26 protein-coding genes are annotated in these 24,385 nt (G+C 58.6%); 15 read left to right on the forward strand and 11 right to left on the reverse strand.

From position 1 onward, the window contains the following. Nucleotides 1-97: 97 nt before the first annotated feature. The gene (locus ACIPY9_RS21515; RefSeq protein WP_400706212.1) at nt 98-265 is read right to left on the reverse strand and encodes a hypothetical protein; all 168 of its coding nucleotides are present in this window, start codon (nt 263-265) and stop codon (nt 98-100) included. Between the two features lie 218 nt (nt 266-483). Between ACIPY9_RS21515 and ACIPY9_RS21520 the strand changes: the two genes are divergently transcribed. The 4 genes from ACIPY9_RS21520 (at nt 484) to ACIPY9_RS21535 (ending at nt 2,641) form a co-directional block, all read left to right on the forward strand. Next, the gene (locus ACIPY9_RS21520; protein WP_400706215.1) at nt 484-852 is read left to right on the forward strand and encodes a hypothetical protein; all 369 of its coding nucleotides are present in this window, start codon (nt 484-486) and stop codon (nt 850-852) included. Nucleotides 853-884: 32 nt separating this feature from the next. Then, a complete protein-coding gene (locus tag ACIPY9_RS21525; protein WP_400706218.1) occupies nt 885-1,358 on the forward strand; it encodes a hypothetical protein in 474 nt (157 codons plus the stop codon). A 373-nt stretch (nt 1,359-1,731) separates the two neighbouring features. Beyond that, nucleotides 1,732-2,022, forward strand: coding sequence for an NTF2 fold immunity protein (locus ACIPY9_RS21530; RefSeq protein WP_400706221.1), 291 nt, complete (start codon nt 1,732-1,734; stop codon nt 2,020-2,022). A 169-nt stretch (nt 2,023-2,191) separates the two neighbouring features. After that, nucleotides 2,192-2,641 carry a hypothetical protein gene (locus tag ACIPY9_RS21535; RefSeq protein WP_400706224.1) on the forward strand — a complete coding sequence of 150 codons (450 nt, stop codon included), beginning with the start codon at nt 2,192-2,194 and terminating at the stop codon, nt 2,639-2,641. A gap of 66 nt (nt 2,642-2,707) precedes the next feature. Here the strand turns inward: ACIPY9_RS21535 and ACIPY9_RS21540 are convergent, their stop codons facing one another. After that, nucleotides 2,708-3,832, reverse strand: a complete 1,125-nt coding sequence (locus tag ACIPY9_RS21540) for an endonuclease/exonuclease/phosphatase family protein (protein WP_400706227.1) — start codon at nt 3,830-3,832, stop codon at nt 2,708-2,710. A gap of 87 nt (nt 3,833-3,919) precedes the next feature. Beyond that, a complete protein-coding gene (locus ACIPY9_RS21545) occupies nt 3,920-4,582 on the reverse strand; it encodes a hypothetical protein (protein ID WP_400706230.1) in 663 nt (220 codons plus the stop codon). Nucleotides 4,583-4,783: 201 nt separating this feature from the next. Here ACIPY9_RS21545 and ACIPY9_RS21550 point away from each other — a divergent pair, with 201 nt between their 5' ends. The 5 genes from ACIPY9_RS21550 to ACIPY9_RS21570 all read left to right on the forward strand — a co-directional run bounded on the left by ACIPY9_RS21550 (nt 4,784) and on the right by ACIPY9_RS21570 (nt 9,083). Then, nucleotides 4,784-5,473: a DUF2076 domain-containing protein gene (locus ACIPY9_RS21550; protein ID WP_400706233.1), complete on the forward strand. Its 690-nt coding sequence runs from the start codon at nt 4,784-4,786 to the stop codon at nt 5,471-5,473. Nucleotides 5,474-5,608: 135 nt separating this feature from the next. Next, entirely contained in the window at nt 5,609-6,085 is a 477-nt protein-coding gene (locus ACIPY9_RS21555) for an NYN domain-containing protein (RefSeq protein ID WP_400706236.1), read from the forward strand. 29 nt (nt 6,086-6,114) lie between these two features. Then, nucleotides 6,115-6,726 carry a PolC-type DNA polymerase III gene (locus ACIPY9_RS21560; RefSeq protein ID WP_400706437.1) on the forward strand — a complete coding sequence of 204 codons (612 nt, stop codon included), beginning with the start codon at nt 6,115-6,117 and terminating at the stop codon, nt 6,724-6,726. A 49-nt stretch (nt 6,727-6,775) separates the two neighbouring features. Then, nucleotides 6,776-7,690: a drug/metabolite exporter YedA gene (gene yedA / locus ACIPY9_RS21565; RefSeq protein ID WP_400706239.1), complete on the forward strand. Its 915-nt coding sequence runs from the start codon at nt 6,776-6,778 to the stop codon at nt 7,688-7,690. A gap of 61 nt (nt 7,691-7,751) precedes the next feature. Beyond that, nucleotides 7,752-9,083 (forward strand): DEAD/DEAH box helicase, encoded by a 1,332-nt coding sequence (locus ACIPY9_RS21570; RefSeq protein ID WP_400706242.1) that lies wholly within the window; start codon nt 7,752-7,754, stop codon nt 9,081-9,083. Between the two features lie 106 nt (nt 9,084-9,189). On the opposite strand, the gene ACIPY9_RS21575 is transcribed toward ACIPY9_RS21570, so the two are convergent. Next, complete coding sequence (locus ACIPY9_RS21575) at nt 9,190-10,434, reverse strand: TIGR03862 family flavoprotein (RefSeq protein ID WP_400706245.1); 1,245 nt, start codon at nt 10,432-10,434, stop codon at nt 9,190-9,192. 141 nt (nt 10,435-10,575) lie between these two features. Here ACIPY9_RS21575 and ACIPY9_RS21580 point away from each other — a divergent pair, with 141 nt between their 5' ends. Both ACIPY9_RS21580 and ACIPY9_RS21585 read left to right on the forward strand, forming a co-directional pair. Next, complete coding sequence (locus ACIPY9_RS21580) at nt 10,576-10,815, forward strand: CopG family ribbon-helix-helix protein (protein WP_400706248.1); 240 nt, start codon at nt 10,576-10,578, stop codon at nt 10,813-10,815. Continuing rightward, on the forward strand, nt 10,805-11,089 hold the full coding sequence (locus ACIPY9_RS21585; RefSeq protein ID WP_400706251.1) for a type II toxin-antitoxin system RelE/ParE family toxin: 285 nt from the start codon (nt 10,805-10,807) through the stop codon (nt 11,087-11,089). Before ACIPY9_RS21580 ends, ACIPY9_RS21585 begins: the two co-directional genes overlap by 11 nt. A gap of 8 nt (nt 11,090-11,097) precedes the next feature. Here the strand turns inward: ACIPY9_RS21585 and ACIPY9_RS21590 are convergent, their stop codons facing one another. Beyond that, nucleotides 11,098-12,018 carry a histone deacetylase gene (locus tag ACIPY9_RS21590; RefSeq protein WP_400706254.1) on the reverse strand — a complete coding sequence of 307 codons (921 nt, stop codon included), beginning with the start codon at nt 12,016-12,018 and terminating at the stop codon, nt 11,098-11,100. A 120-nt stretch (nt 12,019-12,138) separates the two neighbouring features. Here ACIPY9_RS21590 and ACIPY9_RS21595 point away from each other — a divergent pair, with 120 nt between their 5' ends. From ACIPY9_RS21595 to ACIPY9_RS21605, 3 genes are all read left to right on the forward strand, one after another. Then, on the forward strand, nt 12,139-12,708 hold the full coding sequence (locus ACIPY9_RS21595; protein WP_400706257.1) for a GNAT family N-acetyltransferase: 570 nt from the start codon (nt 12,139-12,141) through the stop codon (nt 12,706-12,708). A gap of 88 nt (nt 12,709-12,796) precedes the next feature. Beyond that, on the forward strand, nt 12,797-13,666 hold the full coding sequence (gene tesB / locus ACIPY9_RS21600) for an acyl-CoA thioesterase II (protein WP_400706260.1): 870 nt from the start codon (nt 12,797-12,799) through the stop codon (nt 13,664-13,666). Then, entirely contained in the window at nt 13,663-14,250 is a 588-nt protein-coding gene (locus ACIPY9_RS21605; protein ID WP_400706263.1) for an HAD family hydrolase, read from the forward strand. Before tesB ends, ACIPY9_RS21605 begins: the two co-directional genes overlap by 4 nt. 62 nt (nt 14,251-14,312) lie before the next feature. On the opposite strand, the gene ACIPY9_RS21610 is transcribed toward ACIPY9_RS21605, so the two are convergent. The 6 genes from ACIPY9_RS21610 to ACIPY9_RS21635 all read right to left on the reverse strand — a co-directional run bounded on the left by ACIPY9_RS21610 (nt 14,313) and on the right by ACIPY9_RS21635 (nt 22,511). Further along, nucleotides 14,313-15,302 (reverse strand): alpha/beta hydrolase, encoded by a 990-nt coding sequence (locus ACIPY9_RS21610; RefSeq protein WP_400706266.1) that lies wholly within the window; start codon nt 15,300-15,302, stop codon nt 14,313-14,315. A gap of 4 nt (nt 15,303-15,306) precedes the next feature. Further along, nucleotides 15,307-16,191 (reverse strand): neutral zinc metallopeptidase, encoded by an 885-nt coding sequence (locus ACIPY9_RS21615; RefSeq protein ID WP_400706269.1) that lies wholly within the window; start codon nt 16,189-16,191, stop codon nt 15,307-15,309. Between the two features lie 82 nt (nt 16,192-16,273). Next, nucleotides 16,274-17,566, reverse strand: coding sequence for an MFS transporter (locus ACIPY9_RS21620; protein WP_400706272.1), 1,293 nt, complete (start codon nt 17,564-17,566; stop codon nt 16,274-16,276). A 189-nt stretch (nt 17,567-17,755) separates the two neighbouring features. Next, nucleotides 17,756-18,841 carry a tRNA (uridine(54)-C5)-methyltransferase TrmA gene (gene trmA / locus ACIPY9_RS21625; RefSeq protein WP_400706275.1) on the reverse strand — a complete coding sequence of 362 codons (1,086 nt, stop codon included), beginning with the start codon at nt 18,839-18,841 and terminating at the stop codon, nt 17,756-17,758. Continuing rightward, nucleotides 18,838-20,133 (reverse strand): NCS2 family permease, encoded by a 1,296-nt coding sequence (locus ACIPY9_RS21630; protein ID WP_400706278.1) that lies wholly within the window; start codon nt 20,131-20,133, stop codon nt 18,838-18,840. Before ACIPY9_RS21630 ends, trmA begins: the two co-directional genes overlap by 4 nt. A 200-nt stretch (nt 20,134-20,333) precedes the next feature. After that, the gene (locus ACIPY9_RS21635) at nt 20,334-22,511 is read right to left on the reverse strand and encodes an EAL domain-containing protein (protein ID WP_400706281.1); all 2,178 of its coding nucleotides are present in this window, start codon (nt 22,509-22,511) and stop codon (nt 20,334-20,336) included. Between the two features lie 433 nt (nt 22,512-22,944). On the opposite strand from ACIPY9_RS21635, the gene ACIPY9_RS21640 reads away from it, so the two are divergent. Beyond that, nucleotides 22,945-24,384 carry a cytochrome ubiquinol oxidase subunit I gene (locus ACIPY9_RS21640; RefSeq protein WP_400706284.1) on the forward strand — a complete coding sequence of 480 codons (1,440 nt, stop codon included), beginning with the start codon at nt 22,945-22,947 and terminating at the stop codon, nt 24,382-24,384. The last annotated feature ends 1 nt before the right edge of the window (nt 24,385 follow it).

The following is a 24,385-nucleotide window of genomic DNA, read 5'->3' on the forward strand; positions in this document are numbered from 1 at the left end:
ATTACGAAGCGCTGCTGCCTTGGAACTGCTCGCCGGTCTCGCCTAGCTAAGCGCACCACCCATCATGAAGCTGGTGGGGTTTATGGAGCGCTTACATTTATACGACCTGAGCGGCAAGCTCATCGGTCAGACGTTCTACGATGCGGATGGCCTGAAAGCCAGCGTTCAATAAGGGGTCTGGCTGGATGACATGCCGCATGCCCAGTTGACGGCCAATTTCTCGGTACTGGGAGAGGTGAGCAACACCAAGTTGATCTACCTGCACACGGACCACCTGAATACCTCGCGACTGGCGATTGGCAGTACACAGGCCTTACTGTGGTGCTGGAACAGCGATGCCTATGGCGTGGGAATGAAGAGGATGTGGACGGGGATGGTGTGGGGACCACGGTCGTCTTACGGTTTCCGGGGCAGATTTACGATGTGCAGGCGTAACTGAACTATAACTACTAGCGGGATTACGACCAGCAGACTGGGCGGTATGTGCAGAGTGAGCCGATTGGGCTTGAGGGTGGATTGAATACTTATGGGAATGTTCTGGGTAATCCACTGAGATACTCCGATCCTACAGGGTTCAATCCTTTAGCCCGATGTTTCATTCCTGGTGTTGGACTGGTGGCTTGCGCGACTGCCGTGGAGGCAGTTGTATCTGCTTGTGCTGGTTGTGTTAATCCTCTAGATGAAGTTGAGTATGAAGGGAAGACTAAAGATCCCGGACTTAGGGAACAAGGGTATACCGAAAAGTGGACAGGAGTAGATTCTGACGGTGTATATCAATCAGGATTTAAAAATCCCAAGACTGGGAAATGGACTGGAGGGCATGAGTCGTCTAAAAATAATAAATTTTGGTGAGTTTATTGTTGTTTTAAGTGAGAGGTTTTGGTATGGATAGATTGGTACAGGTGACTCCGGGTATCATTCCTAAAGGCTATAATGATTTGTCGGATGCGGTTTTTTCTGCAGGAAATTTGGAGTCTGAGAGGAAGTGTAATTTGGTAAATGGTAGGGTTTTGGTTGGTTTTGAGTGTGACGGTTCTTCATTGGTATTACGTTTTGATAATGATTGGTGTTTGTGGGTGTCAGTGGGGAGTAACAAAGTAGACTGGGATGTAATGTCGGAAACTCCGAGCCTCGGAGAGGCACAGGATGAAGATGTTTTTTTAAAATACCCTAGTGGTAATGTGGTGTGCTGGAATCAAAGAAGATTTTTATCCGGGTTGTTGGGGAGGCAAATAGCAATATCACCAGGTGAGCAGTATCTGTTCCTATTTGTTCGAGGAGTGGCTGATTATATGTTTAGCGTCTTGGTTAATCAGGACTGTTTATGTGGGGTTTTCTTGTTTATATCTGAAGTTTGAATTGAATTGGTGATAGAAGGGCTTGATAGCTTGAGCTTAAAATTCTTTCCTGTTTGTGACATGTGCTAGGGCAAAATACGGTGTTTAGGCAGGAAAATATAATGGTGTTCGCTCAAGAGGCTTCGTATTGTTTTTCTATATTCGCCAGTTTTAAGATTTTGCACGTATCCTCATCTTATGATGGCGATCTCATTGCCCTTTACGAAAAGGTGGAGATAGTAAATGTCATTTTATTTTAGGTATGTGCTTGCATGTGGAGTAGGAGCTATGATCGGTTTCTAAGCTATAGAGCTAGTCATAATCGAAGCTGAGTTGTGAGGCTTAATGTGTTTCAGTGGATCATCAGGTGGTGATGTTACGCCAGGGAGAAGGGATGGGTAAGGTTCATTTGGCCAGTGTTTTTCTCTTTTGCTCATTTTCGTGTTGGGCTGCAGAGAGAGTCGTTTTAATAAAAACTGCTGAAGATGCCGCGCAAATTGGAGAGGCGATTGCTGGGATGGCTTACGGCAAAGAAAATGCAGAAAATCAAAAGCCGTATAAGGCGAAGTCGGATGGAGATGTATGGGTTGTACGAGGTACTTTACACTATCAAAAGGGTGGGGTTGTAGAGGTGAGGGTTAATAGATTTGATGGTTCGGTAGTTAGCATTAGCCATGGTAAGTAACTCTGGAGATGGTTGAGAACTGGGGGTGTAATTTTATTTTGGTTTGTTGTGAATGTGGAGTGGGGTTGGCTATGAGGGGCGTATTTATTTTAGTTGGTCGAATCTCTCACGCACACACACCTCGGTTTTAGAAGGGGCAATTTCCAATAAATGATGCGGGGGTAAGTGAGTGAGCGATTTATGTCGTAAAAAATTACAAATGATGTTGATGCTCCCTTTTGTGTTGGTAGGGAGCGTTTTTGTGGTTTGTAAGATGCTTAATTTCTCTGTGGTTGCAATTTCTAAATATAAAGTTATGTTGACGGAATTGGATCAGATAACACCTCCCGAAAGTGACCTACTGGAGGGGGAGGGTCGTGGTTATCAAACATATCGTGCTTTTGGTAGAAAAGATTATAGAAGTGAGCACTCAAGGGGGGCGGTATCATCTTTCTATATCCGTCAGTTTGAAAGTTCGGGTTGGTGGTCAACCCAAAAAAGTGATGGTAGTGTGAGTTTTTGTAAAAAAGGAAGCCTTTTTTCACTTTCATTTGCTGATGTTCCGAAGACTCGATACTCCATAGGCTTTGTGCTGGATGGGGATAGTACGAGTGCTGTTGCACGGAGTGATTGTCGCTAGTTTTATTTTGATTGTGGCTATCTGGGGGAGGAGGCTTACCAAGTAGGCCCGGTCTCATCCCCAACCCTACCGCCCAGACAAAACCTCAAAAGCCATGGAGCGCACTTCCTCAACCGGCAACAGAAACCGCCCGATCACTGGCAAATGATTCGAGATCAGCAGCGTGTCATCCCGGCGAACACGGGCATCGATGCGCTTCAGGCTCGGGCTGTAGAACAGGTAGTCCAGTGTTCTGTCCGGGCCGCTCACTCTTGTGTCGTTGGGGAAGTGGGTGAGCCATCGGTTGCGTTCGATACCGCTGGCTTCGTTGTTGCTGGGGATCATCGGGTATTTGTCCCAGAGCGTATGCAGCTCGCTGTCGGCGTTATAGCGGGCCTGTTGTTCGGCTGGCAGGCGCTGGTATTGGCCTAGTGGCAGCAGGTTGAAGTCTCCGCCGATCAGCCAGGGTGTGCCGCTGCTTTCAAACCGGTCCAGCAACTTGCCGGTGGTCTGTATCTGACGCAGCCGTGTGTCGTCGTCGGGCTGAGCACTAAGGTGGGTATTGATGACTGCAAGCTGCTCGCCGTCGCGTAATGGCAGGTAACTCACCAGCAAGGCCGGTTTGGGTTGAAATTGTCGGCGGATGATATCGGCGTCGGCAACCGGCAGTTGCAGACGCTCGGCATGATCGATCTTGTAACGGCTGAGGGTGGCCAGTTTCATGCCGACACTGCCCCGGATATGCGGGTCGGGTACGAAGTCGGCTTTCCAGTAGAAGGCTTCCGTGCTGCACGGGTACAGGTCTGTCACGCGTTCCTGGAGCAACGCCAGCTGGTTCTGATAGTCCGTGTTCTTGGCCCCGTCGTTCACTTCCTGCAACAGGACGATATCCGGTTGTTCGTCACGAATGACCCGTGCCACTTCATCGAGGTTATAAGCGATGTCTTCGGGGGTTGGCCGTTCTTCTTCACCGCTGCCATCGGCCATGTCGTACCAGAACACATAGCGCTTGCCTGCCAGGTACTGAATGTTCCAGGTCATGACTTTCAGCGCCTGGCCCGGTACGAGTGGCGGGACCTGGGTCTGCGGATTGCAGGTGGCCGTGACAGGTTCGCGGGCTTCAGGCCGCCAGGTCAGGCTATAGACCATCGCCAGCAGAAAGCCGGTCAGGAGCAGGCCAGTCAGCAGCAGGCGGGAAAGGATACGGGGCATCTACTCGGCTTGGAGCGCATGGCGCTCAGTGACGGGTTCGCGAACGAGCATAGCCGAGTAGAGCGCCATTGGCAGCCGGTTCGTCCCTCAGGCCTTGTGTTCCGGCTCGCTGACCAGCATGAAAAGACGGAACATGACGATGCCGGTGAACAGTTGCAGGAAGCTGCTGAGGCTGTCTATTGCCAGAGACACCGACGCGCTTTGCGGTTCAGGAAACAGGTAGAGGCTCACGCCTTCCAGCAGCGACAGGGGAATGTAGACGCACAGCACGCAGACAAGAATGCGCATGAAATGGCCGGTGGTCATCAGCATGCTTTCGCGCATGGCCATGAAGGGTGTCAGGTTGCGCAACACCATCAGGTATTCGCTGAACGCCAGTTTGATCATGACCCAGAGTCCAGGAAGGACAAACAGCGACAGGCCGAACATGATCAGCAGCGTGCTTATGGCTGACAGCACGGCGAAGGTTGGCCACAGGCGCAGAGCCATGGCCAGCAGGTCGCGTTTGCGGGGTTCCTCGCCCCGTGTCCGGGCATCGAGAAACAGAATCAGTGCGCTTGTGTAGAGTGGATAAAACAGCAACCCGACCAGCAATTCATAAGCCGGGGAGGCGTTGGCGGCCAGGGCATTGTTGACGGTCTGTTTGGCCAGGGCTTCAAGCACCACCAGTGGCAGGCACAGCATCAGGAGGCTGCCCAGGTTTCGCCGGAAAAAGTACAGCGAGTCCTGGATAACGTTCAGCGGATTCATGTAGGTCGGTCGCAGGCAAAAAAGCAGGCCGACACTTTAGCCCATGCCTTTTGTCGAACCAAGGCCGCTCATGCAAGGAGTCGGTCTTCCTTAACTTTTTATTCATCCAGTTGAAGCGTGCGGTTACGGACCCCATTAGGGAGGTGAAGTCCACTCATTCGACTGGACGAAGATTTCCAACGGCTATCCAGCGAGGTCGCCATGAACAGCGAAGAGCAAACCCTGATCGACGGTCTTTTCTCGAAACTCAAAAGCGCCGAGACAACCTCCGCTCCCCGTGATGCCGGGGCCGAGGCGCTGATCAAGGATCATCTTGCCCGACAGCCTGCCGCACCTTACTACATGGCGCAGGCGATTCTGGTGCAGGAGGCGGCAGTCAATCAGTTGAACCAGCAGCTCAAGCAGCGTGATGAACAGATTCAACAGCTCCAGGCCGAACTCCAGCAGGCCAGGGGGCAATCGACGAGTGCGCCGGCCAGTGGCGGCTTTCTGTCGAGCCTCTTCGGCGGCAGTGCTCCGCGTGCTCCACAACCCCAGGCTCAGCCTGCGCCGACCGCTACCGGTGGCTGGCGTGACGGGGCGGGCTTCAATCCGCCACCGTCACAGCCCGGCAATTATGCCCCGGCACCTGCCGCTCCCAGAGGCAGCGGCTTTCTGGGCGGCGCTCTGCAAACCGCGGCGGGTGTGGCGGGTGGCGTGATGCTGGCGCAAGGCATCAGCAGCCTGTTCGGTCATCACAACCAGCCTCAGGAAATTGTCGAGGTCATTCACGACGAGCCTGTCCAGACTCATGACTCGGGCGGGTGGGGGCAGCAGGATCAGCAGTACATGGCCGACGACAGTTACGACGATGGCGGCGACCTGTTCTCGGACGATGACTCGTTTGTCTGAGTGATGTCTGTTCGCGAATGAATGGCTCCTACTGAACGAGTGAGCGCGAATTCATTCGCGAAGCCCAAGCCGTAACCTCTCTCATGGCATACTGCGACACCTGCTGACTGATTGTCCGCGTCATGAGGAGTTACGGTGAAGAAGATCGCTGTGTTCGCCGATGTACAGAACCTCTATTACACCGTGCGTCAGGCGCATGGTTGTCACTTCAATTACGCTGCGCTGTGGGCGGACATCAGTGCGCGCGGCCAGATCGTTCAGGCGTTTGCCTATGCCATCGATCGCGGTGACAGCAAGCAGCAGCAATTCCAGCAGATCCTTCGCAACCTGGGCTTTACCGTCAAGCTCAAGCCATACATCCAGCGCAGCGATGGCTCGGCCAAGGGCGACTGGGATGTGGGGATCACCATCGATATCATGGACACCGCACCGCAGGTAGATGAAGTGGTGCTGGCGTCCGGCGATGGGGATTTCGATCTGTTGCTCGAACGCATCATCGCTAAACATGGTGTCGAAGCCGTGGCTTACGGTGTGCCGGGGCTGACGGCCAATTCGTTGATTCGTGCTGCCAGTCGCTATGTGCCCATCGAAGGCGCGCTACTGCTGAAGTAATGATCATTTTTCAAGGGTAGGCCCCAGTGCTGGAACGTATCGCTGTCATTGACTTTGAAACCACCGGAATATCGCCGGGCCATGGCTGCCGGGCGACCGAGATTGCCGTGGTGATCATGGAAGAGGGGCGTATCGTCGACCGCTATCAGAGTCTGATGAATGCCGGTGTGCGCATTCCTGCGTTCATCGAAGGCCTGACCGGAATCAGCAACAGCATGATTCGCACGGCACCTTCTGCCGAGCGGGTGATGAACGATGTCTGTGATTTTGTCGGTACAACGCCGTTGGTGGCGCATAACGCATCGTTCGACCAGAAATTCTGGGACTACGAGTTGTCACGTATCCAGCGTCAGCGCGAGCAAGGCTTTGCCTGTTCGATGTTGTTGGCGCGCCGCCTGATGCCGGACGCCCCCAATCACAAGCTTGGGACACTCACCCGTTATGCCCGCCTGCCCGACACCGGCAAGGCTCACCGGGCCATGGCCGATGCCGAGATGGCGGCTAACCTGACGGCGTACCTGACCAACGAGTTGCGTCAGACCCACGGTATCGCTGCCGTCTCTCATCAGTGGCTGTGCAAGCTGCAGAAGGTCCCGGCCGCCAGAATCAGTGAAGCGCTCCAGCGTCAGCGTGGATTCTGACCTGACTGCCCGAAGCCTGACCTCCTAACCTGTTCACATAGAGCCAGACATGTCTGCTTCCCGCCGCTTCCCCTTGCTGCTCATTGCTGCCTTCGTGGCTCTGTACCTGATCTGGGGCTCCACGTATCTGTTTATCCGCATCGGCGTCGAATCCTGGCCTCCACTGATGTTGGCCGGTGTACGGTTTTTGCTGGCTGGCAGCTTGATGTATGGCTTTCTGAGGCTTCGCGGCGTGCCCTCTCCGGGCTGGAGAGAGTGGAAAGCCGCTGCGGCAATCGGGTTTCTGCTGCTGGCATGCGGCAACGGCGGTGTATCGCTGGCCGAACATGCGGGCGTGGCTTCGGGTATCGCTGCGCTGGCGGTGGCCACCGTGCCGCTGTTTACCTTGCTGTTCGGTCTGTTGTGGGGCAATCGTACGACGCGCCTTGAATGGGCCGGGATATTCCTGGGCTTGCTCGGCATCGCCTTGCTCAACCTGGGGTCCAACCTGCAGGCCAGCCCTTATGGTGCGGCACTGCTTGTCTTCGCTGCTGCGGCCTGGGCATTCGGTTCGGTGTGGAGCCGACATCTGCCCTTGCCGACAGGCCCGATGGCCAGTGGAACACAGATGATCGCAGCCGGAGGTCTGTTGCTGCTTGGCAGCCTGATGAGTGGCGAACGGATGACGCATCTGCCGACGGCGGCCGGTTGGGGGGCGCTGGCCTATCTGGTGGTGTTCGGGTCGATCGTTGGTTTCAGTGCCTATGTCTACCTGCTCAAGAACGTGCGCCCGGCGGCAGCGACCAGCTATGCCTACGTCAATCCGGCGGTTGCGGTCATGCTGGGGGCGTTGTTCGCCGGAGAGACGATCGGTGCCGAAGAGTGCCTGGCGATGCTGGTCATCATCGGTGCGGTGGTGCTGATTGGCCTGCCGCAATGGCGCAAGCCGAAGCCGCCGCAAGCGTCCGGATCGTCCGCGAGCTAACCTGCGAGGGCCGGACAGGGTAAACTGCGCGCCTTGCAGTGAATTCCCCTACGGTATCCCCATGACATTCGCCTCTCTCGGCCTGATCGAACCCTTGCTGCGTGCCCTCGATGCACTCGGCTACCAGACCCCGACGCCTGTGCAGGCACAGGCGATTCCGCCGGTTTTGGCCGGTCGTGACCTGATGGCCGCCGCCCAGACCGGTACTGGCAAGACCGCTGGTTTTGCCTTGCCGCTGTTGCAGCGCCTGACCATGGAAGGCCCGAAGGTCGCGCCTAACTCGGTGCGGGCACTCGTATTGGCCCCGACCCGCGAGCTGGCCGAACAGGTGCATGAAAGCATTCGTCAGTACGCCGAACACCTGCCGCTGAGCACTTACGCTGTCTATGGCGGTGTGAGCATCAACCCGCAAATGATGAAGCTGCGCAGAGGCGTCGATGTTCTGGTCGCCACCCCAGGTCGCTTGCTGGATCTGCATCGCCAGAACGCGGTCAAGTTCTCGCAGCTGCAAACCCTGATCCTCGATGAAGCCGATCGTATGCTCGACCTGGGCTTCGCCGAGGAGCTGCGCGGGATCTATGCGACCCTGCCCAAGCGCCGCCAGACCCTGCTGTTCTCCGCCACCTTTTCCGATGACATCCGCCTGCTGGCCTCGCAGATGCTCAACGATCCGCTGAGCATCGAAGTCAGCCCGCGCAACGTGGCGGCGACTTCGGTCAAGCAGTGGGTGGTGCCGGTGGACAAGAAGCGCAAGAGCGAGCTGTTCATCCACTTGCTGAAAAGGCAGCGCTGGAGCCAGGTGCTGGTGTTCGCCAAGACCCGCGTCGGCGTCGATCAGCTGGTCGAGCGCCTTCAGGGGCTGAGTATCGATGCCGATGGCATCCATGGTGACAAGCCGCAGGCGACTCGTCAGCGTGCTCTGGACCGTTTCAAGGCCCGTGAAGTGCAGATTCTGGTGGCCACTGATGTGGCGGCCCGTGGTCTGGATATCGATGATTTGCCGACCGTGGTCAACCTGGACCTGCCGATCGTGGCCGAGGATTACGTCCACCGCATCGGACGTACCGGGCGCGCAGGCTTGACCGGCGAAGCAATTTCGCTGGTCTGTGCCGATGAAGTCGAGTTGCTGTCAGCGATTGAAGTGCTGACCCGCCAGACACTGACCCGCAAGGAAGAGCCTGATTTCGAGCCGGAACACCGTGTGCCGGTCACCGATGCCAGCGGCCAGATTCTCAAGAAACCCAAGAAGCCGAAAAAGCCCAAGGTGTCGGGCGGCAAGCGCAACCTGGGCAAATGGGTCGACAGTGGTGATTCGGAGCCGGTGGCTCCCGTGGTCAAGCCGGTACGCAAAGTGCCAGTTTTCAACACCGGACCACGCAAGAAGAAGCCCTGATTGACACCCGGTAGGAGCGAATTCATTCGCGATACGTCATTGAAGGCTATGGATTTTCCTCAGCCTCACGTGCCTCTCGCGAATGAATTAGCTCCCACTGAAGCGCTCATTCGCTCTTGGCGGCCAGCCACTCCAGAATCCCCGACCCGGCCGCCCGCCCGCTCGCAAAGCAGGCGGTCAGCAGGTAACCACCGGTCGGGGCTTCCCAGTCCAGCATCTCACCCGCGCAGAACACCCCCGGCAGTTGCTTGAGCATCAAGCGCTCGTCCATGGCCTCAAAGGTCACGCCGCCAGCGGTGCTGATCGCTTCATCGATAGGGCGCGGCTTGATCAAGGTCAGAGGCAGCGCCTTGATGGCCTGACTCAACAGCGCCGGATCATCAAAAGCCTCGCGTGTCGCCAGCTCACGCAATAGCGCCGCTTTCACGCCGTCCAGCCCCAACTGGCTGTGCAGATGCTTGGACATCGAGCGCGAGCCGCGAGGTTTGCTCAGGGCTTTTTGCACATCGTTGAGGGCTTTGCCCGGCAGCAGATCGATCTGCACAGTGGCTGAACCTGCCTGGTTGATCTGCTCGCGAATCCGCGCCGAGAGCGCATAAATCAGGCTGCCTTCCACGCCGGTTTCCGTCAGTACACATTCGCCCAGGCGCGGCGTGTCGTCGTGCAGACCAATGGCGATATTCTTCAACGGTGCGCCCGCGAACTTGCTGCGCAGCAACTCGCTCCAGGCAGAAACTTCAAAACCACAGTTGGCGGCCTGTAGCGCTGCAACCCCGACACCGCGTTCTTGCAACCACGGCAGCCAGGCACCATCGGACCCCAAACGCGCCCAACTGGCACCGCCCAAGGCCAGCAGTACGGCATCCGGCCTGATGGCCTGTTCGCCATCGGCATGAGCGATGCGCAGGCTGCCATCGACATTCCAGCCCAGCCAGCGATGGCGTGTATGGATGGCCACGCCGCTGTCGCGCAGCCTTTTAAGCCAGGCACGCAACAACGGTGCGGCTTTCATGTCAGTCGGGAACACCCGCCCGGAACTGCCCACGAATGTCTGAATGCCCAGCCCGTGAATCCACTCGCACAGCGCATCGGCATCGAAGTCGCGCAGCAACGGGGCAATGAAGGGGGCACGCTCGGCATAGCGCGACAGAAACGCCGGATAAGGCTCCGAATGGGTGATATTCATCCCGCCGACCCCGGCCAGCAGGAACTTGCGTCCCACCGACGGCATGGCGTCATACAGATCGACCTTGATCCCGGCCTGGCTCAAGACCTCGGCTGCCATCAGTCCCGCAGGGCCGCCTCCGATAATGGCGACGGATGAGGGAGAGGAGGGTGTCGAGTCGGTCATGGGGTGCAGAGTGTCGGTGATGGGAGGTCGGGCATTCTACCCGAGATTCAACGGTCGGCCTGATTTCGCGATGAGCGATGGATGCAGTGCGTTGTATGACGATGTATGGTTATGTGCTGCGCGTTCTTTCTGGAGGTCATCATGTCCACTATGTCTATACGTTTACCTGATGAAATGGCGGCTACCCTTGCCAGCCTTGCCAAAGCCACCGGACGCAGCAAGTCCTATCTGGCAATCGATGCCTTGCGCGAGTATCTCGACCGGGAGGCCTGGCAGATCGCCGAGATTCAAAGCGCCATACAGGAGGCGGATGCTGGCGATTTTGCCAGCGATGAAGATGTCAGCGCCGTGATGGACAAGTGGACAGGCAATGCGCGTTGAGTGGCTAAGAACAGCACTGAGGAATCTAGATGACGAAGCCGCTTACATTGCAGGGGATAATCCGCAGGCTGCCGCCGAGTTTGTTCTCGTCATAAAGGCGGGTGTAGAACAACTGGCTCTTTTCCCTGCGATGGGGCGAGAAGGAAGACTCAGTGGTACTCGTGAGTGGGTATTGCCTGACCGGCCATACATTATTCCTTATCGTGTTCGCGGCGGATGTTTGCAGATACTGCGAATCTTCCATACTCGCCGTCTGCCGCCGTCCCGCTGGTAGGCCAGATACTAATTCAGTCCCATCTCCTGCCAAACCCGCTGCGCACTGTGATGCAGTATCCCGTGTCGACGCGCCAGGGCCTGGCGATCCTTGCTGTAGCCGCCGCCAATAACCCCCATCACCGGAATGTCGCGTCCCAGGCAATGGCGCATGACGGCCTCGTCCCGTGTCGCCAGGCCTTCATCGGTCAGTTGCAGGTAGCCCAGGGCATCGTCCTTGTGGACATCGACGCCCGCGTCATAGAGCACCAGATCCGGCTGGTAGATCGGCAGCAGGTAATTGAGCAGGTCATCGACGACGTTCAGGTAATCCGCATCGCCCATGCCCATGGGCAGCGGAATGTCCCAGTCGCTCTGGGCCTTGCGGGCCGGAAAGTTCTTTTCGCAGTGCAGCGAGACGGTTATGGCGTCCGGAGTCTCGGCCAGGATGCGTGCCGTACCGTCGCCCTGATGCACGTCGCAATCGAAGATCAGCACTTTATCCACATGACCGCCAGCCAGCAGGTAATGGCTGATGACGGCCAGATCGTTGAAAATGCAGAACCCGGCGGGGTAGTCGTAATGCGCATGGTGTGTGCCGCCTGCCAGATGACAGGCCAGGCCGTGTCGGAGGGCCTGTTCGGCGGTCAGCAGCGAACCGCCGACTGCGCGGACGGTGCGTCGGGCCAGGTCTTCGCTCCAGGGCAGGCCCAGGCGACGTTGATCTTCCCGTGATAAATCCCCGCTCATGTAGCGCTGGATATAAGAAGGGTCATGAGCCAGTGCCAGAATGTCGGCCGGGCACAGTTCCGGGCGCAGGAGTTGATCGTCCTGCGCGACACCGCTATCAATCAGGTGATCGCGCAGCAGGCGGAACTTGTCCATGGGAAAGCGATGGTCAGCCGGGAAGGCCGGGCTGTAATCATCGTGGTAGATCAGCGGCAGGGACATTTTGCGTCCGGTCTGGGGTCGAAGCCGGATAGTGCCAGTAATGCAGGCTGTCGCACAGTGACCTGGCGTGCCGACAGGCTACACTGGCGCAATCATTTGCGTGGTAACAGGGAGGAATCGATGGAGCCGATACTCAAACTCGACAGTGCGCGGTTGCTGATGCGGCAATGGCGTGACGATGACCTGCCAACGTTCGCCGCAATGTGCGCGGACCCGCAGGTCATGCGCTACTTTCCCGAGCCCATGAGCCGGCTGGAAAGCGCGGCCATGATCGGGCGCATGCGTGGCCATTTTGCCGAGCTGGGGTTTGGCCTCTGGGCGCTCGAGCGCAAGGACAACGGTGCTTTCATCGGCTTTACCGGCCTGGGAGTGGTGGGGTTCGATGCACATTTCACCCCCGCAGTGGAAATCGGCTGGCGGCTGGCGCGTGAGCACTGGGGGCTGGGGTTTGCCAGTGAGGCGGCCTGGACCGTTCTGGGGTGTGGGTTCGAGCGCCTGGGGCTGGAGGAGATCGTATCCTTCACGGCGGTGAGCAACGAGCCTTCGCAAAAAGTGATGCAGGCCATCGGCATGCAGCATGACGTGGCCGATGACTTCGAGCATCCCCAACTGCCGGAGGAACACCCGCTCAAGCCCCATGTGCTTTACCGGATCAACCGCGAACAGTGGCTCAACACGCTCAAACCTTGATGAAGCCGGGCGCGTTAAATTCTGTATCATTTCAATCCCGCCGCGCAGGCCTTGCGGGCATGGGTATGTTTTGTGCGAGGAGTCGTGAATGAGCCAAGTGTTGGATGATCTGGTCGAGCTGCTGACGCTGGAACCTATTGAAGAAAACCTGTTTCGTGGTCGAAGCCAGGACCTGGGCTTTCGTCAGCTGTTCGGTGGCCAGGTGCTGGGGCAATCGCTGTCCGCCGCCAGCCAGACCGTGGAAGAGGATCGGCACGTTCACTCCCTGCACGGCTACTTTCTGCGTCCCGGTGACGCGGGGCTGCCGGTGGTCTATCAGGTCGACCGTGTCCGTGACGGCGGCAGCTTCAGCACCCGTCGCGTCACCGCGATCCAGAAGGGCAAGCCGATCTTCACGTGCAGTGCTTCGTTCCAGTATGACGAGGAAGGGTTCGAGCATCAGGCCACGATGCCGCAGATCGCAGGTCCTGAAAACCTGCCTTCGGAGCTGGAGCTGCTGACCCAGCGTGCGCACCTGATTCCCGAAGCGATGCGCGACAAGTTCCTGTGCCCCAAGCCCATCCAGTTTCGCCCGGTCACCGCTGAAGACCCGTACAACCCGAAGCCGGGCGAGCCGGTCAAGTATGTCTGGTTCCGTGCGGACGGCACCTTGAAGGACATTCCGGCACTGCACAAGTACATGCTGGCCTACGCCTCGGACTTCAATCTGCTGACCACTTCGCTGTTGCCCCATGGCAAGACCGTCTGGCAGCGCGACATGCAGGTCGCCAGCCTGGATCACTCGTTGTGGTTCCACAATGACCTGCGCGCCGACGACTGGCTGCTGTATGCCATGGACAGCCCATGGGCAGGCAACTCCCGCGGTTTTTCCCGTGGCAGTATCTTCAACCGCGCCGGGCAACTGGTCGCTTCGGTCAGCCAGGAAGGATTGATCCGCCATCGCAAGGACTGGGCATGAGCCTCAAGCATATTCAAAACTGGGTGTTCGACATGGACGGCACCCTGACCATCTCCGTGCATGATTTTCCGGCCATCAAGCGAGCGCTGGACATCCCGCTGGAAGACGACATTCTCGGGCATCTGGCGGCCTTGCCGGCGGATGTTTCGGCGGCCAAGCATGCCTGGTTGCTGGAGCATGAGCGTGAACTGGCGCTGGCATCACGTCCAGCCGAAGGCGCTGTCGAGCTGGTGCGAGAGCTGGCCGGGCGGGGCTATCGCCTCGGCATCCTGACCCGCAATGCCCGCGAGCTGGCCTACATCACCCTTGAGGCCATTGGCCTGGCGGACTGCTTTGCACGCGATGATGTATTGGGGCGCGACGAAGCCATACCCAAGCCGAACCCCGCGGGGCTGCTGAAGCTGGCGGGTGCCTGGGATGTAGATCCGACACAGATGGTCATGATCGGTGATTATCGCCACGACCTCGACTGTGGCCGGGCGGCGGGAGCGAAGACCGTGCTGGTCAACCTGCCCGAAAACCCGTGGCCTGAGCTGGCGGACTGGCATGTCGCCGATTGTGTGGCCTTGCGGGAGATGCTGTAGGAGCGAATTCATTCGCGATCACGTACTTTCGCGAATGAATTCGCTCCTACGGGCGGTTGAAGTCAGAACGGCTTGAACAACACCGCCTGGCCTTCGGGTGAGGTGAAGATGCCGTCACCGTTGTGGCCGACTTTCGGCACGATCACCACACGCTGGTTCAGACCTTCCGGATGGCGCTTCTGCAGGTACTTGAAGTAGTTCTGCCCGCGAGTCAGCCGGGTCGGGCCTTGAGCCTGTGCGGCACAGGTCTTGTCCAGCGCAGGGTGATTGGTGTCCGTGTCCAGTTCACCCAGCAGGTAGGTGATGTCGCGTTTCACGTAAGCCTTCTCGATGTCCGCAGGCTTTTCCTTGCCGGAGTAGAACGGCATTTTCTTCAGGCCATACTTCCAGTCGTCGAAGTTGGGGCAGCTTTGTGCTGAAACCGCTTCAGGCCGCTCGGCATCGAAATAGGCATAGGACGACGGGTTGGCGATCACGTAGCGCAGCTTCACGCCTTCACGGGTGAGCAGTGCATCTTCCTTGCCGCCAATCATCGCGTAACGCTGCACCACCTGAGCACCACCGGAGTGCCCGGCGATGACAATCTCCTTGAGGTTGGGGAACAGTTTGCTGTCGCTCAGACGCTTGAGGATATGGTCCAGAACGATGAATGAGCTGATCGGCTTGGGATTGACGGCTGTCGCGCCCTCCATCCAGCTGTTCTGGCGCCAGCGCAGGATGGAGTCGGACAAGTGGTGCGCCACGATATCCTTTTCATCCAGGAACTGCGGGGCGATCAGCAGGGTCTTGCTGCGCTCCTTGGACTGGTTGGCGGCGCGCTCGATGCTGCGCAGGTAGGTCTGGGCATTGCGCAGACGACCATGCAGCACGATCACGACGCGCTCGATCCGGGGTTTGGGATGGACCCATTCCTGGCTCAATCCCAATGTAGCCTGGGTGCCATTGATGGTCAGGCGATCCGGGCTGATGGATTTTACCGCTTGATCCTCGGCATGAGCGCCAAGGCTCGCGAAGGCAGTGCTTAACAACAGGACCAGAAGCGGTTTCATCATGTGTTCATAGACTCTTGGCGGCGAATGTATCGCATTGGTTGATTTGGCCTTGTGCAAAACCGGTCTTGAACCAGCGTACTCGCTGGGCGGACGTCCCATGGGTAAATGAGTCCGGCACAACCCGGCCACGACTTTGCTGCTGCAAGCGATCATCGCCAATGGCGTTTGCCGCATTCAGTGCTTCTTCAATATCACCCGGCTCAAGCCAGTTCAAACGCTTTTGTGCGTTATAGGCCCAGACACCTGCCAGGCAATCGGCCTGCAACTCCTGACGCACCAGCAGGCCGTTGTTGCCCTCCATGCGCTGGCCTCTCTGGCGGGCGGCCTGTACCTTGGCTGAAACGCCCAGTAGAGTCTGTACATGATGGCCCACTTCATGGGCGATGACGTAAGCCTGGGCGAAATCCCCCGCGGCCGAAAAGCGCTGGGACATCTCGCGGAAAAACTCCAGGTCCAGGTAAATCTGCTGATCGGCCGGACAATAAAAGGGGCCGGTGGCGGACGTCGCGAAACCGCAGGCCGAGTTTACCTGCCCGCGAAACAGCACCAGGATCGGGTCTTTGTATTGGCGGCCGTTCTGGGCAAAAAGGGCACGCCAGGTGTCTTCGGTATCGCCCAGCACGCTACGCACGAACTCGGCCTGCTGATCGTTGGCGGCTGGTGCCTGGCGAGGCTGCTGGCTGACTTGAGTGGGCTGCTGCGTCATCTGGCCTGTCAGTTGCCCCAGGATCTGTATCGGGTCCTGGCCGGTCAGCAGGCCGATGGCGACGATAATCACCACACCGCCCAGGCTGAGGCCCTTGCCGCCGATGCGCAGACCGCCGCCACTGCTACTGTCATCGCGGGCATCGACAACGTTGTCGCTGCGCCTGCCTTTTTTCCACAGCATTCCGGAAACCCTCCGCTGAACTCTAGAGAGTGTTGCTGGTGATACAGCCGTGCGCCAGTCCGGCTGTCACCCGCATGTATCGTTACACCGTCTGGCGAGCTTTTACCGGGTGTTCGTTCTGCGTCTCTACCGGCGGTGACGCATCGGCAAAGTGATTCACTCGTCGCAAGGTCTTGAAGCCGATCATCCAGGCGCCGACGACGCCCAACGTACACAGGCCGCCCATGATGGCCGCCGGTATCGGGCCGATGAGCGATGCACTGGTGCCTGCGCGGAATTCACCCAGTTCATTGGATGAGCCGATGAACAGCATGTTGACGGCATTGACCCGGCCGCGCATGGCATCCGGGGTCGAAAACTGGACCAGCGCCGATCGGATATAGACGCTGACCATATCGGCCGCGCCGGCAATCAACAGGGCAATACAGGACAGCCAGAACAGGGTCGAGAGGGCAAAGATCAGGTTCGCGACGCCGAAGACACCCACCGCCAGGAACATGGTCAGGCCGACATTGCGATCCAGAGGCCTCATGCTCAGGTAGACGCCGGTCGCCAGTTCGCCAAGGCTCATTGACGCACGCAGCATGCCGAGGCCCTGCGGGCCAAGGTGCAGGACTTCATGGGCATAGATCGGCAGCAGCGCCACCACGCCGCCGAGCAGCACGGCGAACAGGTCCAGGGAAATGGTGCCAAGAATGATCGGGCGGGAGCGAATGAAGGCGATCCCGGCGGTAAAACGCCGCCAGGCCCCGTCGCCCAGGTCTACAGGCTTGCCCGCGAAAGGCGTGGTGACGCGACTCAGGCACAGAATGCCGACCAGGAATGATGCGACGCAGGTCGAATACGTCAGTTCTGCACCGCCCAGTGCATACAGGCCACCCCCGATCAACGGCCCGGCGACGGTGGAGCAACGCATGATCACGCTGTTGGTGGCAATGGCCGAAGCGAGTTTTTCACGTGGCACGATCTGCGGCAGCAGGCTTTGCAGCGCAGGCCCGGTGAAGGCCCGTGCGCAGCCATAGAGCATGAGCGCGCCGTAGATCAGGCGAAGGTCTTGCAGGTTGAAGACCGAGAACAGCAGAAGGATCAGTCCGCACAGCGCCTGCACCGCCCAACTGATGCTCAGGATCAGCTTGCGGTTGTAGCGGTCGATCAGGTCCCCGGCGGGCATGAGCAGCAGCAACATGGGGATGAACTGGGCAAGTCCCACATACGCCAGCGACATGGGTTCGCGGGTCATGTCATAGACCTGCCAGGCCACGACCACGGCCTGGATCTGCATGGCGAACACCGCCATCAGTCGTGCAAGGATGAAATGGACGAAACCCGGTTCCCGGGACAACCTGGCTGATGGCGCGGAAGATTCAGAGCTCAAGACAGATATCCATGCGGTAAATACGCTGGGGCGTTATACCTTAGCGCATGCATCACCACACATGAAATAACTGACAGGTTTGCTGGGGAGTACCGTTACCTTTTTCGCGAATGAATTCGCTTCTACAGATATTGGGCGCATGGGACGCCGTCGGTAGGAGCGAATTCATTCGCGAAGAGGTCCAGGCTATCAACGCCTGACGAGCAGAACCCCTGATTCCATATGGTGTGTATAGGGGAACTGGTCGAACAGTGCGCAACGCTCGACACGGTGGGTGTCGTGTAGCTGGGCGATGTTGGCGGCCAGGGTTTCCGGGTTGCAGGAAATGTACAGGATGCGCTCGAAACGGCGGGTCAGTTCGCAGGTGTCCGGGTCCATGCCGGCGCGTGGCGGGTCGACGAACACCGTGCCGAAGTCGTAGCTTTTCAGGTCCACGCCTTGCAGGCGGCGGAAGGGACGTACGTCGTTCAGCGCCAGGGTCAGCTCTTCGGCGGAAAGCCGTACCAGCGTGATGTTTTCGACGGCGTTGTCTTCCAGGTTGCTCAGCGCGGCATTGACCGAGGTCTTGCTGATCTCGGTCGCCAGCACCTTGCGCACGCGGGTGGACAGCGGCAGGGTGAAGTTGCCGTTGCCGCAATACAGCTCCAGCAGGTCGTCATCACGCTCGCCCAGCGCGTCATAGGCCCAGTTGAGCATCTTCTGGTTCACGGTGCCGTTGGGCTGTGTGAACGCGCCTTCGGGCTGGCGATAGCTGAACGTGCGACCGGCGACCTCCAGTTTCTCGGTCACATAGTCGCGCCCGATCACCAGACGCTGCCCCTTGGAGCGACCAATCAGGCTGACGTTCAGCTCTGTTGCCAGAGCTTCGGCCTCGATCTGCCAGGCCTCACCCAGCGGGGAGTGATAGCACATGGTGATCATGGCATCGCCGGCCAGGGTGGTCAGGAACTCGACCTGGAACAGCTTGTGATTCAGCGTCGGGCTGGCCTCCCAGCGCTCGCGCAGCACCGGCATCAAGGCATTGATACGTTCGCTGGCGATGGGCAGGCCTTCGAGCAGGATCGGCGTCCTGTTATCGCCGGGGGCGAACATCGCGTAATAGCGTTTCTGGTCCTCGCGCCACAGACGAAACTCCGCACGCAGGCGGTAGTGCTCGCGGGGCGAGTCGAAAACCTGCGGCTCAGGTGCGTCGAAAGGGGCCAGCAGCTCGCGCAGGCGGACGGCTTTTTCTTCGAGCTGACGGTCGTAGCTTGCGGGATCGAAAGGAACACTCATGCGTTGAACCAGCCCAGTTTGATCACGAACAGGATCGACAGAATCACCAGCGCCGAATTCAGCTCGCGCCCACGCCCGGACAGCAGCTTGATCGCCGTCCAGGAAATGAAGCCGAAGGCAATGCCGTTGGCGATGGAGTAGGTGAAAGGCATGGCCAGCGCCGTGATGACCACCGGTGCGGCGACAGTGATGTCGTCCCAGTCGATTTCAGCCATGCCGGAAGCCATCAGCACGGCGACGAACAGCAGCGCTGGGGCTGTGGCGAAGGCCGGTACGCTGCCTGCCAGTGGTGCGAAGAACAGCGCCAGCAGGAACAGCACGGCGACCACGATGGCGGTCAGGCCTGTGCGGCCACCGGCGCTGACGCCCGCAGCGGATTCGATATAGCTGGTGGTGGTCGAGGTGCCCAGCAGCGAGCCGGCCATGGCTGCCGTACTGTCGGCGATCAGTGCACGGCCCATTTTCGGCATGTGCCCGTCCTTGCCCATCAGCCCGGCGCGCTTGGCAACGCCGATCAGGGTGCCGGAGTTGTCGAAGATGTCCACGAACAGGAAGGCGAAGATGATGCTGACCAGACCGACGTCCAGCGCGCCCATGATGTCCAGTTGCAGGAAGGTCGGAGCCAGCGAAGGCGGCATCGAGACCACGCCGCCGAATGGCGTGAAGCCCAGGCCGATGGATACGAGTGTCACGGTCAGGATGCCGATCAGGACGGCACCGCGTACCTTGAGCTTGTCCAGCGCCACGATCAGGAAGAAGCCCAGGGTCGCGAGCACCGGAGCCGGTTGTTTCAGGTCGCCCATGCCGATCATGGTGGCCGGGTTGCTGACCACGATGCCGGCGTTATGCAGGGCAATCAAGGCCAGGAACAGGCCGATACCGGCCGCGATGGCCGAGCGCAGGGGCAGGGGAATGCTGTTGATGATCCATTCGCGGATGCGGAACAGCGACAGCAGGAAGAACATCACCGCCGAAATGAACACCGCACCCAGTGCCACCTGCCACGTATGGCCCATGTGCAGGACCACGGTGTAGGTGAAGAAAGCGTTCAGGCCCATGCCCGGTGCGAGGGCAATCGGGTAGTTGGCGATCAGGCCCATCACGGTCGAGCCGATGGCCGCCGCCAGACAGGTGGCGACGAATAGCGCGCCCTTGTCCATGCCGGTTGCACCCAGAATGCTCGGGTTGACGAACAGAATGTAAGCCATGGCCAGGAAGGTCGTGACGCCCGCGAGAATCTCGGTCCTCACATTGGTGTTGTGTGCCTTGAGTTGAAACAGCCTTTCCAGCATGTCTGGCTCCCCATGACGCGGCCTGCGTCGTGAATGACTGACCCCCAGAAGCAAAGCACAGGCTGACGCAGCAGCTTGTGGTTTTTTGCGGGTCGGAAAAAGCCGCGCATCATACCAGCAGCTTGCGACTATGGCTGCTGGTGGATGATAAGAGGAGCGATCTTGTGCGTTCGGTCAGGTTTTATGCTGAAAACCGGCTGTCAATCGGCGTCGAGCCAGTGCTCCAGGTCCACTGCGTTCAAGGGCCTGGAAAACAGGTAGCCCTGCCCGACGTGGTAGCCCTGCTGGCGAAGGATCTTGTATTGGCCTTCGGTTTCGATGCCTTCGGCCACAACCTTCAGATGCAGGCTCTTGCCGATATGGATCACGGCATCGCTGAGGGCCTGGCTGGTGGCGTCGTTTTCCAGGTCCATGACAAAGCTGCGATCGAGCTTGAGTTCCTGGATCGGCAGGCGACGCAGGTAGCTCAGGCTTGAATAGCCGGTGCCGAAATCGTCCATGGCCAGTTGGATGCCCAGTTCATGAACCGCTTGCAGCACATTCATCGTGCTGGGGTTGGTGTCCATCAGGATGCTTTCGGTCAGTTCCAGTGTCAGGTCCTGAGGCCGGAGCCGGTGTTTGTCCAGCGCGCCCATGATCGTGTCGGGCAGGTCCAGATTATGGAAGTTGGTTGGCGAAATATTGATCGAAATGGTCGGGATGTGCAGGCCTTTGCGACGCCAGATGCCCAATTGCCGGCAGCCTTCGCGTATTGCCCAGAGCCCCAGGTCGCCAATCAGGCCGCATTCTTCGGCCATGGGGATGAAGCGTACTGGAGAGATGACGCCCAGTTCCGGGTGTGTCCAGCGCGCCAGGGCTTCGATCCCGTACAGCGTGCCGTCCAGCAGGTTCACCTGGGGCTGGTAGTGCAGCTCCAGCTCGTTGTGTTCCAGCGCATGTCGCAAAGCGTTTTCAAGCGCCTGACGCTCCTGTGCCAACTGGTTGAGTTCGTGGCAGAAGAAGCTGAAACGGCCACGGCCGGCACTCTTGGCCTGGTACATCGCCATGTCGGCACGATGAATCAGGGTGCCCATGTCGCCCCCGTCTTCGGGAAAGACGCTGATGCCGATGCTGGCCGAGGGCGCGAGGGTGGTGCCTGCAATGTGGCAGGGCTGGCTGAGTGTCAGCTTGATCTGCTCGACAATATCAGTGACATGGACGTTGTCGCATTGCGGCAAGACGACGATGAACTCATCCCCGGACAGGCGGGCGACGATGTCGCTTCGACGCCTGTCGGCCCGCAGGCGTCTGGCGACGGTTTTCAGGAGCTCATCGCCAGCGGGATGGCCGAGCGAGTCATTCACTTGCTTGAAGCGATCCAGGTCGATGAATAACACCGCCAGGTTTTCCCTGTTCCGTCTGGCCATGTTCAGTGCATGTTCGGCCTTGGCGTTGAGCAGGCTGCGATTGGGCAGTTCGGTCAGGCTGTCGTAGAACGCCAACTGGCTGATGTGTGCCCGGGCCTTTTCCCGCTCCAGGGCCAGCGCGCAAAGCGGAACGATGACATCAATCAGTTGCTGGTGAAACGAGGAGGGGCCACGCACTTCCTTGTAATAGAGCGCCAGAGTGCCGAGCGCCCGGTTATTGCTGCCCATGATGGGCGTTGCCCAGCAGCTTTTCAGGCCCAGTGGCAGTACGTGATCCCGAAGACGCTCCCAGTCAGGATCGTTCTCGATGTCGCGGGATATCACGGACTGGCCGAAAAATGCAGCTGTCCCGGAAGCCACGACACCTTCGCCGATAGCGAGACCTTCCAGTCGCTGGGCATAGCTGGCGGGCAGGCTGGGCGCTGCCAGCGGGTGCAGGTACCCGTCATCGGTTACCTGCAGGACCGACATTGTCACTTCAGGCGCAATGCGCTCGATTTCACGGCAGGCCAATGCCATCAACTCTTCCAGTGGGACTTCGCGAACCATGGCGTTGAGCATGCTGTGTTGCAGCACTTCATGGATTTTCGAGCTGGTGATGTCGGTCAGGATGCCGACGGTGTTGATGATCCAGCCATTGCTGTCCAGAACCGGGTTGATCGTCAGGTTGCACCAGATGCGCTCACCGTTCTTGATGGTGATCAGCTCTTCGGTCTTGTAGGAATCGCCCCTGAGCAGATGTGAGCGTGCATGACGCACGAGATCGGTCGTGAGCTGAGGCACCAGCAGAGCAATGGGACGAGAGCCGCAGACTTCCTCGAGGCTATAGCCGGACATGCGCTCGAAGCCCGCATTGACGTACACGATTTTCCAGTCGCCATCGGTGATGACGATCGCGTTGTCGGAGTGTTCCGTGACCAAGGACATCAGGCGCAGACGCTCGCCTTCCTCATGCGGTTTGGGAATGTGCATGCAGATCTCGTTACCGAAGGCCGGGATGGCTGTTCAACAGGGAGTCCAGACTCAATATCACAAAGCTATTAAGCCGAGAAGGGCGATTCTGATCCCCTCATCACAAATGCCATCAGTCGAGACGGATGCATGGGTGGGGGCGTTTTCTGTCCTGGCCTGGAAAGGGGCTGGAAAGCCCGTAATCACGGGCTTTCAGGGATGAGGCAACTCGTCACGCGACAAAAGACCACACAACCTGTGTTTATGAATGGGACTACTCTTTCATCGTCGGTTGACCTGCGTCATTGCGCCAGCGCATGAAGTATGAACCGAAAGCATGAAATCCGCGTCGAGATACTCACCAGAAGATGTCCGATGCACGACTCCATGACCGTGGGGGCAATCGCCGATGGCTTGATGCTATCGGCTGGTATCACCTGATAGAGGAAGAATCATGTTCGGTTTGGAGGCAATAGATCTTGCCCGCATTCAGTTCGCATTCACGATTTCGTTCCACATCCTGTTTCCTGCCATCACCATTGGTCTGGCAAGTTATCTGGCGGTGCTCGAAGGCTTGTGGCTGAAAACCAGCAACGACGTTTATCGCGACCTTTACCATTTCTGGTCGAAAATCTTTGCCGTCAACTTCGGCATGGGCGTGGTCTCCGGGTTGGTCATGGCGTATCAGTTCGGCACCAACTGGAGCCGGTTTTCCGATTTTGCCGGTGCGGTCACCGGGCCGCTGCTGACCTATGAAGTGCTGACGGCCTTCTTCCTCGAGGCCGGGTTTCTCGGTGTCATGCTGTTCGGCTGGAATCGCGTCGGCCGTAACCTGCACTTCTTCTCGACGGTCATGGTGGCCATCGGCACCCTGATCTCCACGTTCTGGATTCTGTCGTCCAACAGCTGGATGCAGACGCCACAAGGGTTTGAAATCATCGACGGTCGTGTGATTCCGACCGACTGGTTCGCGGTGGTCTTCAACCCGTCCTTCCCGTATCGCCTGGCGCACATGTCGATTGCCGCCTTTGTGGCGACCGCGTTCTTCGTGGGGTCTTCCGCCGCCTGGCACCTGCTGCGTGGCCGCGATACACCTGCGATCCGCAAGATGCTGTCGATGGCCATGTGGATGGCGCTGCTGGTCGCGCCGCTGCAGGCGGTGGTCGGTGACTTCCATGGCTTGAACACGCTCAAGCATCAGCCGGCGAAAATCGCGGCCATCGAAGGGCACTGGGAAAACGTCGGTGACGAACCGACGCCTCTGATTCTGTTCGGCTGGCCCGACATGAAGGAAGAGAAGACCAAATACGCCCTTGAAATTCCCTACCTGGGCAGCCTGATCCTGACCCACAGCCTGGACAAGCAGGTCCCGGCGCTCAAGGAGTTCAAGCCGGAAGACCGTCCCAATTCGACCATCGTGTTCTGGTCGTTCCGGATCATGGTCGGCCTGGGCTTCCTGATGATCTTTACCGGTTTGTGGAGTCTCTGGCTGCGCAAGCGCGACGCCCTCTACAAGTCCCGTCCTTTCCTGTACCTCGCCTTGTGGATGGGGCCATCGGGTCTGATCGCGATTCTGGCTGGCTGGTTCACCACTGAAATCGGCCGTCAGCCCTGGGTTGTCTATGGCCTGATGCGTACGGCGGATGCTTCGTCCGGACACAGCGTTGCGCAAATGAGCATCACGCTGGTGCTGTTCGTGGTCGTCTACTTCCTGCTGTTTGGCGCCGGTCTGGGCTACATGATGCGTCTGGTGCGCAAGGGGCCGAAGAAACACGTCGAGCATACGCCGACAGGCGGTCCGGGCCAGAAACGCACACCGGCTCGTCCGCTCTCTGCTGCCGAAGAAGGCGCTGAAGAGAACGACACACTCGACAGCCTGAGCAAGGGGAACTGAG

Origin of the sequence: Pseudomonas sp. NPDC089734 (assembly GCF_044748865.1) — a bacterium.
Lineage (GTDB): Bacteria > Pseudomonadota > Gammaproteobacteria > Pseudomonadales > Pseudomonadaceae > Aquipseudomonas.

Bases quoted from the DNA above. Each gene is read 5' to 3' on its own strand.
- ACIPY9_RS21525 (WP_400706218.1), top strand. From the start codon at position 885: ATGGATAGATTGGTACAGGTGACTCCGGGTATCATTCCTAAAGGCTAT.
- ACIPY9_RS21530 (WP_400706221.1), top strand. From the start codon at position 1,732: ATGGGTAAGGTTCATTTGGCCAGTGTTTTTCTCTTTTGCTCATTTTCG.
- ACIPY9_RS21540 (WP_400706227.1), bottom strand. From the start codon at position 3,832: ATGCCCCGTATCCTTTCCCGCCTGCTGCTGACTGGCCTGCTCCTGACC.
- ACIPY9_RS21545 (WP_400706230.1), bottom strand. From the start codon at position 4,582: ATGAATCCGCTGAACGTTATCCAGGACTCGCTGTACTTTTTCCGGCGA.
- ACIPY9_RS21550 (WP_400706233.1), top strand. From the start codon at position 4,784: ATGAACAGCGAAGAGCAAACCCTGATCGACGGTCTTTTCTCGAAACTC.
- yedA (WP_400706239.1), top strand. From the start codon at position 6,776: ATGTCTGCTTCCCGCCGCTTCCCCTTGCTGCTCATTGCTGCCTTCGTG.
- ACIPY9_RS21570 (WP_400706242.1), top strand. From the start codon at position 7,752: ATGACATTCGCCTCTCTCGGCCTGATCGAACCCTTGCTGCGTGCCCTC.
- ACIPY9_RS21575 (WP_400706245.1), bottom strand. From the start codon at position 10,434: ATGACCGACTCGACACCCTCCTCTCCCTCATCCGTCGCCATTATCGGA.
- ACIPY9_RS21580 (WP_400706248.1), top strand. From the start codon at position 10,576: ATGTCCACTATGTCTATACGTTTACCTGATGAAATGGCGGCTACCCTT.
- ACIPY9_RS21585 (WP_400706251.1), top strand. From the start codon at position 10,805: ATGCGCGTTGAGTGGCTAAGAACAGCACTGAGGAATCTAGATGACGAA.
- ACIPY9_RS21590 (WP_400706254.1), bottom strand. From the start codon at position 12,018: ATGTCCCTGCCGCTGATCTACCACGATGATTACAGCCCGGCCTTCCCG.
- ACIPY9_RS21595 (WP_400706257.1), top strand. From the start codon at position 12,139: ATGGAGCCGATACTCAAACTCGACAGTGCGCGGTTGCTGATGCGGCAA.
- tesB (WP_400706260.1), top strand. From the start codon at position 12,797: ATGAGCCAAGTGTTGGATGATCTGGTCGAGCTGCTGACGCTGGAACCT.
- ACIPY9_RS21605 (WP_400706263.1), top strand. From the start codon at position 13,663: ATGAGCCTCAAGCATATTCAAAACTGGGTGTTCGACATGGACGGCACC.
- ACIPY9_RS21610 (WP_400706266.1), bottom strand. From the start codon at position 15,302: ATGATGAAACCGCTTCTGGTCCTGTTGTTAAGCACTGCCTTCGCGAGC.
- ACIPY9_RS21615 (WP_400706269.1), bottom strand. From the start codon at position 16,191: ATGCTGTGGAAAAAAGGCAGGCGCAGCGACAACGTTGTCGATGCCCGC.
- trmA (WP_400706275.1), bottom strand. From the start codon at position 18,841: ATGAGTGTTCCTTTCGATCCCGCAAGCTACGACCGTCAGCTCGAAGAA.
- ACIPY9_RS21630 (WP_400706278.1), bottom strand. From the start codon at position 20,133: ATGCTGGAAAGGCTGTTTCAACTCAAGGCACACAACACCAATGTGAGG.
- ACIPY9_RS21635 (WP_400706281.1), bottom strand. From the start codon at position 22,511: ATGCACATTCCCAAACCGCATGAGGAAGGCGAGCGTCTGCGCCTGATG.
- ACIPY9_RS21640 (WP_400706284.1), top strand. From the start codon at position 22,945: ATGTTCGGTTTGGAGGCAATAGATCTTGCCCGCATTCAGTTCGCATTC.